The sequence below is a fragment of the Pseudomonas hydrolytica genome, from assembly GCF_021495345.1.
GTDB lineage: Bacteria > Pseudomonadota > Gammaproteobacteria > Pseudomonadales > Pseudomonadaceae > Aquipseudomonas > Aquipseudomonas hydrolytica.
The window spans coordinates 929,513-945,315 of sequence record NZ_CP099397.1 but is presented as its reverse complement, the minus strand read 5'-3'; the positions used below and the strand labels follow the sequence as shown (position 1 = coordinate 945,315).

At 64.8% G+C, this 15,803-nt stretch carries 13 protein-coding genes; 9 read left to right on the top strand and 4 right to left on the bottom strand.

The genetic code is table 11. The annotated features are described in order from the left end of the window. Positions 1–7: 7 nt before the first annotated feature. From L1F06_RS04260 to L1F06_RS04250, 3 genes are all read right to left on the bottom strand, one after another. Positions 8–1,177 carry a multidrug effflux MFS transporter gene (locus L1F06_RS04260; protein WP_011920984.1) on the bottom strand — a complete coding sequence of 390 codons (1,170 nt, stop codon included), beginning with the start codon at positions 1,175–1,177 and terminating at the stop codon, positions 8–10. Between the two features lie 92 nt (positions 1,178–1,269). Beyond that, positions 1,270–4,407 carry an efflux RND transporter permease subunit gene (locus L1F06_RS04255; protein ID WP_011920983.1) on the bottom strand — a complete coding sequence of 1,046 codons (3,138 nt, stop codon included), beginning with the start codon at positions 4,405–4,407 and terminating at the stop codon, positions 1,270–1,272. A 5-nt stretch (positions 4,408–4,412) separates the two neighbouring features. Beyond that, positions 4,413–5,564: an efflux RND transporter periplasmic adaptor subunit gene (locus tag L1F06_RS04250; RefSeq protein ID WP_003242823.1), complete on the bottom strand. Its 1,152-nt coding sequence runs from the start codon at positions 5,562–5,564 to the stop codon at positions 4,413–4,415. 138 nt (positions 5,565–5,702) lie between these two features. Here L1F06_RS04250 and L1F06_RS04245 point away from each other — a divergent pair, with 138 nt between their 5' ends. Then, positions 5,703–6,323, top strand: coding sequence for a TetR family transcriptional regulator (locus L1F06_RS04245; protein WP_003242822.1), 621 nt, complete (start codon positions 5,703–5,705; stop codon positions 6,321–6,323). A 48-nt stretch (positions 6,324–6,371) separates the two neighbouring features. Here the strand turns inward: L1F06_RS04245 and L1F06_RS04240 are convergent, their stop codons facing one another. Further along, the gene (locus tag L1F06_RS04240) at positions 6,372–6,569 is read right to left on the bottom strand and encodes a heavy-metal-associated domain-containing protein (RefSeq protein WP_041772807.1); all 198 of its coding nucleotides are present in this window, start codon (positions 6,567–6,569) and stop codon (positions 6,372–6,374) included. A gap of 138 nt (positions 6,570–6,707) precedes the next feature. On the opposite strand from L1F06_RS04240, the gene L1F06_RS04235 reads away from it, so the two are divergent. The 8 genes from L1F06_RS04235 (at position 6,708) to L1F06_RS04200 (ending at position 15,765) form a co-directional block, all read left to right on the top strand. Next, a complete protein-coding gene (locus tag L1F06_RS04235; RefSeq protein WP_003242820.1) occupies positions 6,708–7,097 on the top strand; it encodes a hypothetical protein in 390 nt (129 codons plus the stop codon). Positions 7,098–7,161: 64 nt separating this feature from the next. Beyond that, complete coding sequence (locus tag L1F06_RS04230) at positions 7,162–9,534, top strand: heavy metal translocating P-type ATPase (RefSeq protein ID WP_129482884.1); 2,373 nt, start codon at positions 7,162–7,164, stop codon at positions 9,532–9,534. A gap of 133 nt (positions 9,535–9,667) precedes the next feature. Further along, positions 9,668–11,725 (top strand): type VI secretion system Vgr family protein, encoded by a 2,058-nt coding sequence (locus L1F06_RS04225; RefSeq protein WP_129482883.1) that lies wholly within the window; start codon positions 9,668–9,670, stop codon positions 11,723–11,725. After that, positions 11,722–12,564, top strand: coding sequence for a DUF4123 domain-containing protein (locus L1F06_RS04220; RefSeq protein ID WP_129482882.1), 843 nt, complete (start codon positions 11,722–11,724; stop codon positions 12,562–12,564). Before L1F06_RS04225 ends, L1F06_RS04220 begins: the two co-directional genes overlap by 4 nt. Then, positions 12,561–13,031 carry a DUF3304 domain-containing protein gene (locus tag L1F06_RS04215; RefSeq protein ID WP_129482881.1) on the top strand — a complete coding sequence of 157 codons (471 nt, stop codon included), beginning with the start codon at positions 12,561–12,563 and terminating at the stop codon, positions 13,029–13,031. The genes L1F06_RS04220 and L1F06_RS04215 overlap by 4 nt, the downstream gene beginning before the upstream one ends. After that, the gene (locus L1F06_RS04210; protein WP_129482880.1) at positions 13,018–13,497 is read left to right on the top strand and encodes a DUF3304 domain-containing protein; all 480 of its coding nucleotides are present in this window, start codon (positions 13,018–13,020) and stop codon (positions 13,495–13,497) included. Before L1F06_RS04215 ends, L1F06_RS04210 begins: the two co-directional genes overlap by 14 nt. Beyond that, entirely contained in the window at positions 13,484–13,954 is a 471-nt protein-coding gene (locus L1F06_RS04205) for a DUF3304 domain-containing protein (protein ID WP_129482879.1), read from the top strand. Before L1F06_RS04210 ends, L1F06_RS04205 begins: the two co-directional genes overlap by 14 nt. Continuing rightward, on the top strand, positions 13,951–15,765 hold the full coding sequence (locus L1F06_RS04200) for a T6SS phospholipase effector Tle1-like catalytic domain-containing protein (protein WP_252576730.1): 1,815 nt from the start codon (positions 13,951–13,953) through the stop codon (positions 15,763–15,765). Before L1F06_RS04205 ends, L1F06_RS04200 begins: the two co-directional genes overlap by 4 nt. Positions 15,766–15,803 lie beyond the last annotated feature (38 nt).

Here is a 15,803-nt window from a genome sequence, read left to right as displayed (position 1 = left end):
CGCCGTATCAGACCACGAAGCGCTTGCTCCAGCAGGCGAAAGCACAGGCGACGCCGCCACACAGGGCGATCACCAGGGCCATCGGCATGGCCGAGCCATCATGCAGGAAGGCCACCAGTGCCGAGGCGCTGGCCGCCACGCTGAACTGCATGCTACCCAGCAGACCCGATGCGCTGCCGGCATGCCGGCCCTGCCCGGCCATGGCACACGCCGTGGCATTGGGCAGCACGCAGCCCAGGCTGGCCACGCAGACGAACAGTGGGATCAGCAGCGGCCACAGCTGCGCCGGCTGCCACAACGCCAGCGCCAGCAGGCACAGGCCGCTGGCCAGATACACCAGCACCATGCGCCGCAGCCACAGCGCCGGGCCGCCGCGCAGCACCAGACGCGCATTGACCTGCGCCATGAGCACGAAGCCCGCCGCGTTGCTGCCGAACAACCAGCCGTAATGCTCGGCCGGCACGCCGTACAGCTCGATGAAGACGAAAGGCGAGCCGGCGATGTAGGCGAACATCCCGGCCATGGCCACACCACCGGCCAGGCTGTAACCCATGAACGGTGCATTGCCGAGCAGGGCCCGGTACTGGCCGAAGGCGCCGCTCAGGGGCGCGGGCTGCAGATGCTGCGGACGGGTTTCCGGCAGCCACAGCAGCACGGCCAGCAGGCACAGGCCGGAGAAGATCGCCAGGCTGTGGAAGATCCAGGGCCAGCCGAGGGTTTTCAGCAGCAGACCACCACCCAGCGGCGCGAGGATAGGCGCCAGGCCCATCACCAGCACCAGTTGCGAGAACACCTTGGCCGAAGCCAGCGGATCGCACAGGTCGCGCACCACTGCGCGGGTAATGACCATGCCGGCGCAGCCGCCCAGGGCCTGCACGAAGCGCGCCCCGATCAGCCATTCCAGGCTCGGCGCCAGGGCGCAGGCCAGCGAGGCCACGGTGAACAGCGCCACCCCCGCCAGCAGCGGCACGCGCCGGCCGTAGCGATCCGCCAGCGGGCCGTAGAACAGCTGACCGATGGCGATGCCGACGAAGTAGGCCGCCAGCGACAGCTGCACATGCTCGACGTCGGTGGCGAACTGCTGCGCCAGGGTGGGGAAACTTGGCAGGTAGAAATCAATGGCCAGCGGGCCGAAGGCGCAGAGCGCGCCGAGAATCAGAAGCGTGCGGAGGTTCATGAGCGTTCCGGGCTATTTGTTAGCCGACTAATCATCTCACCGACCGCACGCTCGACGGAAGGCCGGGCCGCCAGATAGCGGCCCGCCATGTCTCAATGCGCCTCGTCTCCCACCTGCGCCTTGCCGCGACGACTCAGGCGCTGCGCCCCGGTCTCCACCAGCAGGTAGAACATGGGAATGAGGAAGGTGGCCAGCAATGTGGCCGCGAGCATGCCGCCGATCACCCCGGTGCCGATGGAGTGGCGGCTGGCCGAGCCGGCCCCGGAGCTGATTGCCAGCGGCACGCAACCGAGGATGAACGCCAGCGAGGTCATGACGATCGGGCGGAAACGCAGCTTGGCCGCCTCCAGCGCCGAGTCGAAGATACCCTTGCCTTCGGCGCGCAGCAGCACGGCGAACTCGACGATGAGGATGGCGTTCTTCGCCGCCAGACCGATCAGGGTGACCAGGCCGACCTGGAAGTACACATCGTTCTGGATGCCGCGCAGCCACACCGCGAGAATCGCCCCGAACACCGCGAAGGGCACCGCAGTGACCACCGCCAGCGGCAGCGTCCAGCGCTCGTACTGCGCCGCCAGGATCAGGAACACCAGGATCAGGCCGAAGACGAAGGCCTGGGCGCCCGAGCCCTGAGTCGCCAGTTCCTGATAGGCCGAGCCGATCCAGCCCAGGCTGTAGTCCTCGCCGAGCACCTCGTCGGCCACCGCCTGCATGGCCGCCAGCGCCTGCCCCGAGCTGTAGCCGGGCGCCGGGCCGCCGAGTACCTTGGCCGAGGGATAGACGTTGAAACGGTCATAGGAATCCGGCCCGAGGATGCGCCGCACCCGCAGCAGGGTCGACAGCGGCACCAGATCGCCGGTGCTGGAACGGACGTAGACCTGGCCCAGATCCTCCGGTTTGCGGCGGAACTCCGATTCGGACTGCAGGCTGACCTGCCAGGTACGCCCGAAGAGGGTGAAGTCGTTGACGTAGTAACTGCCGAAGGTGGCCTGCATGGCGGTGAACACGTCGCTGACGCTCACGCCGAGCGCGCGGGTCTTGGTGCGATCCAGGTCGATGTAGTACTGCGGCACGTTGGCGCTGAAGGTGCTCTGCACGCCGGCCAGTTCGGGACGCTGGCTGGCAGCCTGGACGAAGGCCTGCACCTTCTCGCCGAGCTGCTCGACGCTGCCACCGGAACGATCCTGAATGTAGGATTCGAAGCCGCCAGTGGTGCTCATGCCGGTGATCGGCGGCGGGTTGAACGACAGCACCAGGCCGTCCTTCTGCGCGGCGCCCATGCCCATGAACTCGTGGGTCAGGTTGCGCGCATCGAGCTCCGGCGTGCGTCGCTCGCTCCAGTCCTTCAGTGGCACGAAGGACACCCCGGCGTTGCTGCGCACGCCGAAGGTGAGCACGTCGAAACCGGCGAAGGTCACCACATCCTCCACCGCCGGGTGCTCCATCAACTGCTGGCTCACCGCACTGCTCAGCGCCTCGGTGCGATTGAGCGAGGCGGCCGGCGGCAGGTAGTAGGCGTTGATCACGTAGCCCTGATCCTCGTCGGGCACCAGCGAGCCGGGCACCCGTGCGAATAGCAGCATGATCAGCGCGATCATGCCGCCGAACAGCAGCAGGCCGACCAGCGAGCGCTTGAGGAAGAAGCGCACCCCGGCGCCGTAGCCCTCGGTGGCCTTGTCGAAGAAGCGGTTGAAGGCGCGGAAGGGCGCCGCCGGCTCATGATGGCCGGGCTTGAGCAACAGGGCGCAGAGTGCGGGCGAAAGGGTCAGGGCGACGATCCCGGAAATCACCACCGACACCGCGATGGTGATCGCGAACTGCTTGTACATCTGCCCGGCCAGGCCACCGAGGAACCCCACCGGCACGAACACCGCGCAGAGCACCAGGACGATGGCGATGATCGGCCCGGTGACCTCCTCCATCGCCTTGATCGACGCCTCACGCGGGCCGAGCCCCTGGGTGCGCATCACCCGCTCGACGTTTTCGATCACCACGATGGCGTCGTCCACCACGATGCCGATGGCCAGCACCATGCCGAACAGGGTCAGCAGGTTGATGGAAAAACCCAGCATGTACATCCCGGCGAAGGTGCCGACCAGCGACACCGGAATGGCCAGCACCGGAATCAGCGTGGCGCGCCAGTTCTGCAGGAAGATGAATACCACCAGCACCACCAGCACCAGCGCCTCGAAGAAGGTGTGGATTACCTCCTCGATGGAGACCTGGACGAACTTGGTGGTGTCGTAGGGAATCTTGTAGGCGATGCCCTCGGGAAAGCGCTTACTCAGGCGCTCCATGGTGCGCTGCACTGCTTCGGCGGTGTCCAGGGCGTTGGCGCCGGGCTGCAGGTAGATGCCGAAGGCGGCGTTCTGCTGGCCGTTCAGGGTGGTGACCAGCGAGTAGTCCTGCGCCCCCAGTTCGACCCGGGCCACGTCCTTGAGCAGCAGGCTGGCGCCGGTGGCATCGGTGCGCAGGATGACGTTCTCGAACTCCTTGGGATCGGTGAAGCGGCCCTGGGTGGTGACCGTGTAGGTGAAGTCCTGCGGCTCCTTGAGCGGCTGCTGGCCGAAGCTGCCGGCGGCGAACTGCGAGTTCTGCTCGCGGATGGCGTTCACCACATCGGTGGGCGTGAGGTTGTACTGCGCCAGCTTGTCCGGGCGCAGCCAGATGCGCATGGAATAGTCCTTGGAGCCGAACTGGCTGGCATCGCCCACGCCGGGCAGGCGCTTGAGCTCGTCGATGACGTTGATCAGGGCGTAGTTGCTGATGAAGATCGGGTCACGCGAGTCATCCGGCGAGTAGAGGGTGATCACCTGGAGAATGTCGGAGGACTTCTTCTCCACCTTCACGCCCTGGCGGCGCACCTCCTCGGGCAGCTTGGCCAGCGCCGCCTGCACCTTGTTGTTGACGTTGATGGTGGCCTGATCGGGGTCGGTACCCACCTCGAAATAAACCGTCAGGCTCATCGCCCCGCTGCTGGACGAGTTGGACAGCTGGTAGATCATGTCCTCGACGCCATTGATCGCCTGCTCCAGCGGCGCCGCCACGGTCTCGGCGATCACCTGCGAACTGGCGCCGGGATAAGCGGCCGAAACCGAGACCTGAGGCGGCAGGATTTCCGGGTACTGGGCGATGGGCAGCGCGCGCATGGCGGCCAGGCCCGCCAGCACGATGACGATGGAGATGACGGTGGCGAATACCGGGCGATCGATGAAGAAGCGCGAGATCATGGCCGTTACTCCTGAGCCGGGGTCTGGGCCGTGGCCGCCTTCGCCTCCTCGACCTGCACCGGGCTGTCCGGACGCACCTTGGCCAGGCCATCGACAATCACCCGCTCACCATCGCTGACCCCGGACAGAAGCAGCCAGCGCCCGCCCGATGTATCGCCCGTGGCGACCTGGCGCATGCGCGCGATGCCCTGATCGTCGACGACGTAGACGAAGGTGCCGCGCGGCCCCTGAGCCACGGCCCGCTCGGGCACAGTGATGGCCTGCGGGCGCGTCAGCCCCTTGACCTTGACGCGCACGAACTGCCCCGGCAGCAGCTTCTGATCGGGGTTGGGCACCACGCCGCGGGCACTGACGGTGCCCGTACCGCGATCGATCAGGCTGTCGGTGAAGTCCACCTCGCCGGGCACCGGATAGGCCGAACCGTCGCCGAAGTGCACCTCCACACTGAGCTTGCCGCTGGCCGGCGGCACCAGGCTGCCCTCGGACAGCTCGCGCCGCAGGCGTTCGGCCTCGGCATCCGGATAGGCGAAATTGACGAAGATCGGGTCGAGCTGGGTGATCTGCGTAAGCAGGCTGGCACTGGGGTCGCCAGCGACGATCAGGCTGCCTTCGGAGACGCTCTCCTTGCTGGTGATGCCGGTGATCGGCGCCTTCACCGTGGTGTAGTCGAGGTCGATCTGGCGCGACTGCACCTCGGCCTGGGCCGCCTCGATATTGGCCTTGCTCTGCTCGAAGTTGGACACCGCATTGTCCAGCTCGCTCTCGCTGGCGAAGCCCTTCTTCTGCAGTTCACGGATGCGCTTGAGGTCGCGGTCGGTCTGTCGGAAACGCGCCTGCTCCTGCGCCAGCGCGCCCTTGGCACGAGCCAGGGCGGCCTCGTAGGGGCGCGGGTCGATGCGAAACAGCACCTGATCCTTCTGCACCCGGCTGCCTTCCTGATAGGTGCGTTCCTGCAGGATGCCGCCGACCTGCGCGCGTACCTGCACCTCGCGATAGCCCGTGGTGCGGGCCGGGTACTCCAGCACGATCGGCAATTCGCCGGCCACCACGCGCTCCACCGTCACCGCGGCTGGCGGCGCATCGGCAGCCAGTGCAACCGACGACAACAGAGCTAGATTGAAGGGCAGGCAGCAACGCAGCAGACGAACGAGCGGCATGGGGAACTCCTCTCCTTGGCGACACGCACTGCAGAAGAGGCGCAACGGACCGGACGGTCACGCTGCGCCACCAGCTGGCAGGGTAAAATCGGTACACTCGGCACCAAAAAAAGCCTAGCTTCAATTAACCGGAGCGCCATGCGTAGAACCAAAGAAGATGCGGAGAAAACCCGCTGCGCCATCCTCGCCGCAGCGGAGCAGTTGTTTCTCGAACAGGGGGTGGCCCATACCAGCCTGGAGCAGCTGGCACGACGCGCCGGCGTGACGCGCGGCGCCATCTACTGGCACTTTCAGAACAAGGCGCACCTGTTTCACGAAATGCTCAACCAGGTGCGCCTGCCGCTGGAGCCGCTGGCCGAGCAGCTGGAGGCGGCCGACAGCCTTGTCTCTCTGCAGATGCTGCGCGATCTGTGCGTCGAGGCCATGGCCAACCTGGTGCAGGACGAGCAACGCCGGCGCATCTTCACCATCCTGTTGCGGCGCTGCGAGTTCACCGAAGAGCTGCGTGAAGCCGAGGAGCGTCACGAAGCCTTCATCAATCAGTTCATCGACCTGTGCGAACGCCAGTTCGCCCAGGAGGCGGTGCAGCCCCTGCTGCAGCCGGGCATCACCCCTCGCCTGGCGGCGCGCACCCTGCATGCGCTGATCGTCGGCCTGTTCAGCGACTGGCTGCGCGACCCCAATCTGTTCGATCCGCAGCTCGACACCCCGGCAATGGTCGACAGCTGCTTCAGGGGGCTGCTGACAGCCTGGACATAGCATCGCCATGGAGCCCTGCGCTCGGCAGGGCTCCGGGCCGAAGGGTGCTCAGGCTGGCTGCGCCTCGTAGCCCTCTTCGCGAATCGCCGCCAGCAACTGCTCCTGACTCAGCCGGCTGGCCACCCGCACTTCACCGCTCGCCAGCTCGACCTGTACTTCGGCCGCCGCATCCAGCGCCCTGATCGCTTCGCCGATGGCCCGCACGCAGTGCCCGCAGGACATGCCACTCACCTTGAAAATCTGCATCTGCCAACTCCTTGAGGTTGATTTGCCTGCAGCCAGTCTCAAGCTTGCCACCATGGCAAGGTCAAGCCCCTGGCCTGGATCACTTGCTCATCCCACCATATCGGCCAAGCTCTGTAGACCACCGAAGGGAGAGTCGCCATGCGCCCCGTTCTGTTGCTCGCCGCCCTGCTGAGCCCGACGCTCGCCGCCCAACCCCTGGCCCCGCTGCCTACCACGACCCAAGGCGAAGGCTATGCGGTGCTGATCGTCTCGCGCGAGCGTCTCGAGGTGGCCACCACCTGCGAGGTGGCGCTGTATCTGTATGACCAGATGGCCGCACGTCTGCACCAGGGCCAGTCGGTGGCGTTCAACCTGCCACCGGGCAAGGTCTCGTTGCGCCTCGGCCTGACCGGCAGCGGCTCCTGCGAGGGCGGGATCGCCCAGCTCAATGGCGAGGCGCTGGACCTGTACGCAGGCGAGGTCCGGCGTTATCGCATCGCCATGGACAGCAGCGGCCTGCGACTGCATGCCGCGCCGCCCTCGCACTGAAGGCTTGACCTTGCCATGGGGTCAAGGTTGATCCTGTAGCCATGCCGTTACAGGGAGCCCGACCATGACCACCTTCGACCTGCCGATCCAGGGCATGACCTGCGCCAGTTGCGCCGGACGTGTCGAACGCGCACTGCGCAAGCTGCCACAGGTGACCAGCGCCAGCGTCAACCTGGCCAGCGAGCAGGCACGCGTCGAAGCGCCGGGCGCCAGCCTGACGCAGCTGATCGCCGCCATCGAGGACGCAGGCTACGCCGTACCCAGCCAGCCGCTGGAACTGGGCATCGAGGGCATGACCTGCGCCAGCTGCGTCGGCCGTATCGAACGCGCCCTGCACAAGGTGCCCGGCATCCGCCAGGTGGCGGTCAACCTGGCCGACGAGAAGGCTCACCTGCAGGTGCTCGCCGGTTTCGATCCGCAGCAGGCCGTGAAGGCCGTGGTCGCTGCCGGATACAAAGCCACCCTGCCCGACGCTCGCCCGAGCACCGACGACGCACACCGTCGCCTGCGCCGCGAGCGCCTGACACTGCTGGCGGCCATTGCCCTGACCCTGCCGCTGGTGCTGCCGATGCTGGTGGAGCCCTTCGGCCTGCACTGGATGCTGCCGGCCTGGCTGCAGTTCCTGCTCGCCACGCCGGTGCAGTTCATCTTCGGCGCACGCTTCTATCGCGCCGCCTGGCAGGCGCTCAAGGCGCGTGCCGGCAACATGGATCAACTGGTGGCCATCGGCACCAGCGCCGGCTACGGCCTGAGCCTGTATCAATGGGCCGTAACGCCGCCTGGCGGCATGCCGCACCTGTATTTCGAGGCCTCGGCGGTGATCATCAGCCTGATCCTGCTCGGCAAGTACCTGGAAAGCCGCGCCAAACGCCAGACCGCCAGCGCCATCCGCGCCCTGCAGGCGCTGCGCCCGGATCGCGCCGTGCGCCTGATCGACGGCCGCGAGGAAAACGTGGCCATCGAGGCCCTGGCGCTCGGCGACCAGGTGCTGGTCAAACCGGGCGAACGCTTTCCGGTGGACGGGCGCGTGACGGAGGGACACAGCCACGCCGACGAGGCACTGATCAGCGGCGAAAGCCTGCCGGTGGCCAAGCAGCCGGGCGACAAGGTCACCGCCGGCGCCATCAACGGTGAAGGCCGCCTGCTGGTGGAAACCACCGCCCTGGGCGCGGAAACCGTGCTGGCACGCATCATCCGCCTGGTGGAAGACGCCCAGGCGGCCAAGGCGCCGATCCAGAAGCTGGTGGACAAGGTTAGCCAGGTCTTCGTCCCGGCGGTGCTGCTGGTCGCCCTGGCCACCTTGCTCGGCTGGCTGGCATTCGGCGCGCCACTGGAAAACGCCCTGCTCAACGCCGTGGCGGTGCTGGTGATCGCCTGCCCCTGCGCGCTGGGCCTGGCCACGCCGACCGCGATCATGGCCGGCACCGGCGTCGCCGCGCGCCACGGCATCCTGATCAAGGACGCCGAAGCGCTGGAAGTGGCCCACGCCGTCGACACCATCGCCTTCGACAAGACCGGTACCCTCACCGAAGGCAAGCCGCGCATCGTCCATATCGGCCTGGCCGAGGCCAGCGAGGACGAACTGCTGCGCCTGGCCGGCGGCCTGCAGCAGGGCAGCGAGCATCCCCTGGCCAAGGCCGTGCTGCAACGTTGCGCCGAACGACAGATCGCCCTGCCCGCGCTCAGCGACAGCCGCGCCCTGCCCGGCCGCGGTATCGCCGGTACGGTGAGTGGCCGTGCGCTGCAGTTGGGCAGCCATCGCCTACTCGACGAGCTGCACCTGCCAAGCGGCCCGCTGGCCGAATACGCCCGCTCATGGGAGGCCGAAGGCCGCACCCTGTCCTGGCTGATCGAAACCGGCGAGACGCCGCGTCTGCTGGGCCTGCTGGCCTTCGGTGACACGCTCAAGGACGGCGCCGTGCAAGCCATCGCCAAGTTGCGCGAACAGGGCATCGGCAGCCACCTGATCAGCGGGGACAACCCGGGCAGCGTCGCCGCCGTTGCCGACGCACTGGGCATCGATCAGCCCCACGCCCAGGTGCTGCCGGCAGACAAGGCGCGCCTGATCGGCGAACTGCGCCAGCACGGCACCGTGGCCATGGTCGGCGACGGCATCAACGACGCCCCCGCACTGGCCGCCGCGGATGTCGGCATCGCCATGGGCGGCGGCACCGATGCCGCCATGCACGCGGCCGGCATCACCCTGATGCGCGGCGACCCGCGCCTGGTGCCCGCCGCGCTGGAAATCAGCCGACGCACCTACGCCAAGATCCGCCAGAACCTGTTCTGGGCCTTCATCTATAACCTGGTCGGCATTCCCCTGGCCGCAGCCGGCCTGCTCAACCCCATGCTCGCCGGCGCCGCCATGGCGCTGTCCAGCATCAGCGTGGTGAGCAACGCCCTGTTGCTGACCCGCTGGAAACCGCAAGACCTCTAGCAAGGGAGCGAGCCCGGACGCCTCGGCGCTTTTTTCATGACCCGGTGCATAGTATGGGAATGCCATCATTGAACCGAGACGCCGCGTCCGGCACCCTTCAGGCCTCGCCCAACTCAAGGATGGAGGCCACGGCATGCTGGATGCCAACCAGGCGCATATCACCCTCGCCATTCCCGCCGTCGACAACGACCTGCAGGTACTGAGCTTCGAGGGGCGCGAAGCGCTCAACAAGCCCTACCGTTTCGATATCGAGCTGGTCAGCCAGCGCGCCGATCTCGACCTCGACGCGCTGATCAACCAGACCGCCTACCTGACCTTCGGCCCCTCCGGCAAGGGTGTGCATGGCGTGGTCTACGCCATCGAACAGGGCGACTCGGGCAAGCGCCTGACGCGCTACCGCATCAGCCTGCGGCCTCAGCTCGCCTATCTGGCTCATCGCCACAACCAGCGCATCTTCCAGCACCTCACCGTGCCGCAGATCATCGGCCAGATCCTCGAAGAGCACGGCATCCAGAGCGACGCCTATCAGTTCCAGCTCGGCTACCTCTACCCCGAACGCGACTACTGCGTGCAGTACGACGAGAGTGACCTGCACTTCATCCAGCGCCTGTGCGAGGAAGAAGGCATCAGCTTCCATTTCCAGCACAGCGAAGACAGCCACCGCCTGGTGTTCGGCGACGACGCCAGCGTCTTCCCCAAGCTCGATCCGCTGAATTACCAGCAAGGCAGCGGTCTGGCCGCCGATCACGAAGTGGTACGCGCCTTCGGCGTGCGCCTGGAAACCCGCAGCACCCATGCCACCTGGCGCGACTACGACTTCGAGCAGCCCAAACTGAGGATGGAGGCGGACTACCGCAGCGAGTTCAGCCCGGCGCTGGAAGTCTACGACTACCCTGGTCGCTTTACCGACCGCACACGCGGCAAGCACCTGGCCAAACGCAGCCTGGAGCGCCTGCGCAGCGACTACGAACTGGCCGAAGGCGAGAGCGATGCGTACCTGATCAGCGGCCACTTCCTCGCCCTGGCCGGCCACCCGCGCCAGCAGTGGAATGACCTGTGGCTACTCGATGAAGTGATTCACGAAGGCAAGCAGCCGCAGGTGCTGGAGGAGTCGGTCACCAGCAACACCCTGCCCGGCGATGGCTTCCAGCAGGGCTACCGCAACCGCTTCACCGCCACGCCCTGGGACATTCCCTACCGCCCGGCGCTCGAACATCGCAAACCCAAGGTACTGGGTAGCCAGACGGCCGTGGTCACCGGTCCGGCTGGCGAGGAAATCCACTGCGACCAGTACGGCCGGGTGAAGGTGCAGTTCCATTGGGACCGCGAAGGCCTGGGCAACGACACCACCAGTTGCTGGCTGCGCGTGGCCTCCAACTGGGCCGGCAAGGCCTACGGCGGCATCGCCATTCCCCGGGTGGGCATGGAAGTGCTGGTCACCTTCCTCGAAGGCGACCCCGACCAGCCGCTGATCACCGGCTGCCTGTACCACGCCGAGCACGTCGTGCCCTACGACCTGCCGGCGAACAAGACCCGCAGCGTGTTCAAGACCCTGAGCAGCCCCGGCGGTGGCGGCTACAACGAATTTCGCATCGAAGACCGCAAGGGCGCCGAGCAAATCTACATCCACGCCCAGCGCGACTGGGACGAGAACATTGAGCACAACCAGAAGATCCGCGTCGGCAACGAGCGCCACGATACGGTCGAAGCCAACAGCTACACCGAGCTTAAGGCCGAAGAACACCGCACCACCGACCTCGACCGCAAAGTGGAAGTGCGCGCCAACGACCACCTCACCGTCGCCGTCACCCAGCACAACAGGATCGGCACCGGCCAGTTCATCGAAGCCGGCAACGAGATTCACTACAACGCCGGCAGCAAGGTGGTGATCGACGCCGGCATGGAACTCACGGCTTCTGGCGGCGGCAGCTTCCTCAAGCTCGACCCGAGCGGCGTGACCCTGAGCGGGGCGACGATCAAGATGAATTCGGGGGGTGGGCCGGGTAGAGGGTCGGGGTTGAAGATTTTGATGCCGGTGATACCGGGGATGGCCGATAGCGACCAAGCGGGCAGTTTGCTCGAACGCGTCACGGCCGGAAAAAAGTTAACGCCCCCCAAGGGCATCTGCCTCGAATGCCTGCGCAAAGCCATGCGCGAAGGTAACGCAATCCTGGCAGGAATCTCGATATGAATGATCTGGACGTCTCGCGCAGTGACTGGGAACAGGCGCTGGCCGCTAGCCATAGCCTGACCATGGTGGTGGAGCTTGGCCTCCTCTCCACCGATGCCCGCCAAGCGCTGCTGGCCGAGCATAGTATCTGGCCGTTGCTGCACCAGGCAGACATGGAGCATCTGCGCTACGAAGGCCCGGCAATGGTCGAACTGAGTGGCCAACCGTTCAGCGCCTTGCAAGAACAATACGAACGGCTCGCACCCGCTGCCCGGCATGGCTGGCTGAGTAGCCGCCTGAGCATGCTGCAGTTGCAGCAACACCTGGGCGATGCCCTCGCCTGCCGCGACATCGATGGCGACACGCTGCTGATACGCAGCTACGCGCGCAACGTGCTGCCCGTCCTTCATGCACGCCAGGAACAACCCTGGCACGCCTGGCTATTCGGGCCCATCGAACACTGGTGGCTACCGAGCGCCCAGGGCTGGCAGCGCTTCGAGGGCCTGGCGCAAGGCAGCGTGCCTGCCTATCACCCCATCGAACTCGACCAGGCGCTGGTCGAAGCGCTGGGTGTCGATCTGCATGCCCAGGCGCTGGTGGAGGAGTTGCAACAGCATGCCCCGCAGGTATTTCTCAGCGACTGCCATGGCGAGCGCCTGGATCAGGTAAGCCAGGCACTATCGCACGCTCGAGAAGCAGGCTTGAGCCAGCAGTCGGATCAAGCCTTCCACGCGCTCTACAGCTTGATGAGTGGCCAATCGTTAAGCCTGCATCCCGATTGGCCATTGATGCTGCAGCGCGTGGAGCATGAGGGGCTGGCCCTCGCCAACGCGCTCGCCGAGCGGGACGAACAGGGATGAAGTGGGCGCCATCATCGCCACACAAAAGCCTGATCGGTTTGTTGCTAGTGGGGGCGTTACTGCTGGTTTGTATGGCTTGGGCTTACCGGCAAATGCCCGGCGCAACTCTGTACGTACACAACCACACCGACCGCCCCATCTTCAGCTACGCCGTCAACGAAGCCTGGGGTGGAAATGCATCGGCTTTTGGCGGAGGAGGTGCCGCCTGCTGCTCACGTATCGAGGGTGATGTGCTGAGCGTGCAATGGATCAAGAGCACCACCCAAGCCCAGTACGATGCTGGGCTGCGTGAGGAAACCATCACCCGGCAAGTACCCAGCCCGCCCCGCACCCGGCAAGACAATTACCTGCATGTGCATTTCTTTCCGGGGGATCAGGTACGTCTGTTCTGGAGCCCCACCCCAGGCAGCCCTTACAAGGCACTAAAGGAAGCCCCCGAACAAGAGATGGCAGATGAACCCCGTTGATCAAGGGCTCCGCCGCTGGCGGGCCTTGCCGGCCTCAGCCAGATCGCTGATCAAACTGCTGCTGCCGATAGTGTTAGTGCTCACCTACGTAGCCTGGGTTTACACCCGCATGCCCGGCGCCATTCTGTATGGACACAACCATACGGATCGCCCTGTCTTCAGCTATTTCGTTAACGAGGCCTGGGGTGGCAATGGTGGGGCCGTATGCTGCACGCGTATCGAAGGCGATGTGCTGACAGTGCAATGGATCAAGAGCACCACCCAAGCTCAGTACGAGGCTGGGCTGCGGGAGGAAACCATCACCCGGCGAGTGCCCAACCCGCCTCGTACCCGGCAAGACAAGTACCTGCATGTGCACTTCTTCCCCGGTGATCAAGTCCGTCTGTTCTGGAGCGCCAATCTGGACAGTCTTTACGAAAACTTCAAGGAAGCACCCGAACAGGAGGTAGCAGATGAACCGCATTAATAAAGGGCTCCGCCGCTGGCGTGCCTTGCCGGCCTCGGCCAGATCGCTGATCAAATTGTTGCTGCCGGTAGCGCTGGTGCTCACCTATGCAGCCTGGGCTTACACCCGTATGCCCGGCGCCATTCTGTATGGACACAACCATACGGATAGACCTGTCTTCAGCTATTTCGTCAACGAGGCCTGGGGTGGCAATGGTGGGGCCGTATGCTGCGCGCGTATCGAAGGCGATGTGCTGACAGTGCAGTGGATCAAGGGACGCACCGGGGAACAGGTTCGCCAGGGCGTTGAAAAAGAGACCATCACCCGGCAAGTGCCCAACCCGCACCGCACCCGGCAAGACAAGTATCTGCATGTGCACTTTTTTCCGGGGGATCAGGTGCGTCTGTTCTGGAGCCCCAATCTGGACAGCCCTTATGAAAACCTCAAGGAAGCACCCAAGGAAGGTACTACGCCATGAGCAACACCATTGCCGAACAGGCAGCGGCCATGTCCGCACGCTGCAACCCTGCGCAACGCAGCTCGCATATCGCGCCCTGTGAACATACCTTGAGGATCGGTTTTTTCTTCGACGGCTTCGGGCGTCACCGCATCAAGGATATGCAAACGGGGCGGGTCAGTAACATCGCTAAACTGTTCCTTGTACATAAGTTTGATCAACCCAATCAGCCTCAGGATCCACTCTTTTCATATAGAAAATTCTATGCATCCGGCCTGGGTGAGGATTTTTCCGCTGACTTGAATCTAATCGCCAATAGTGGACTAGCTAGCTTCGAGTCGACGGCCAGCGATATACCGGCTGACGCGGTCAAGGATGAGGCCATCGAGACTGCTAAGGATATCCTCGATGCCAAACGCAGTTGGTGGGAACGCATCAGCCGAGACCTCAAGGCCTTTCTGCAAAAGCCTGTCAAGGCGGGGAAGTTGCTCCAGGGAGCTTTAATCGATGCCAGCGTCGAGCTATTGGCTCCTGTGCGTGATAACGCCTTCGTAGCCGAGCTGTTGAAGACCGGCGCTGATACGCGTATCGAGGGCGCAATTGATTTCATCAATGACGCAATAGGCAAGATCGAGGCACAAACCGGTCGCCCCCTTCTCAAACGGATCGAATTGACCGTCTATGGCTTCGATTACGGCGCCACTTTGGCACGCGCCTTCCTGCATGAACTGCTAAGCCGTGAGCCGCAACCCGCCGACGGCACTTACCGCTATCAGGGCAAGACGCTGACTATCCTCTTTGCTGGGCTCTTCGATGGTGTTGACCGCAGCCATGTCGACCTTCCTTACCTGCCCTTGCCCGTGCGCACCGTGCTGGACGATGGCGGCCCCTTGCCCGAGCACGTCAAGCAGGCGTTGCATCTGGTGGCGGCCCATGAACGTCGCTTCTACCGCCGTGCTCGCCTGCTTGGCAGCAGCAAGGCCAACTGGCGGGAGAAATGGATGCCCGGCGTTAGCGAGGATATCGGCGGCAGCCTGCTCCCCGGGGAGCAGAAGCCCAGTGCCGAACTGGCCCTGGTGAGCCTGCATGAGATGTATCACGCCGCGCGCAGAGCGGGGGCGCCATTTCCTTCGTTGGATCAGCTGTATGAAATCGATGCGGATACTGCCTCTCTCTTTATCTTCAACGATCACTTCGAGCAGGCCAGCGCCAAAGGGCTGAGCCGCCATTATGAGCGCGAGGCGCAAACCAGCATCGCCGAATTGAAGAGCGTCAAGCCCTTCTATGCCGTCGCCCCCATGCGCCCGCAGGAGTTGCTCTTCGCCGCCCATATGCGTCTGTACATCCGCTGGCTGGCCGCGCTGTGGAGGCCCTACCAGGAACGCCTGCGACAACTGGCAGAAGAGGAAGAGCGCCTGCGCATCAGTGCACTGGGCAGCATGAGCGGCATGCTTGGTATCTCTCGCGAAACTGCGGCGCAACGTGATGACCGTACACAGCGCCTGCAAGCCATCACCGACGAGCGCGCCAGGCTACGGGATGACTTCGGCTGGCTGGAAGAGGTCGATGAAGAGGCCAATGACATGCGCCTGGCCCTGAACAATCCCAAGCTGGGCTGGCGCGCAGCGGGTACGCGGGAGCAGGCCGATATCTGGCTGGTACTGCTGTCGGAATGGTTCGACAAGAACCCCAGAGAAGTCAGTGAGTCCGTGCATCGCTTCTTCGGACACTTCGTCCATGATCGACTCGTGTTCAGCGTCGCGCAGCGCTCAGCACAGCAGTTTCAAGGGCAGAGCTTCTTTGCGTTGCGCGGATTCGATGTGGCTTCGTGATCACGATGTTCGCCATCCCGGGTTGCTGACCTAGCCGG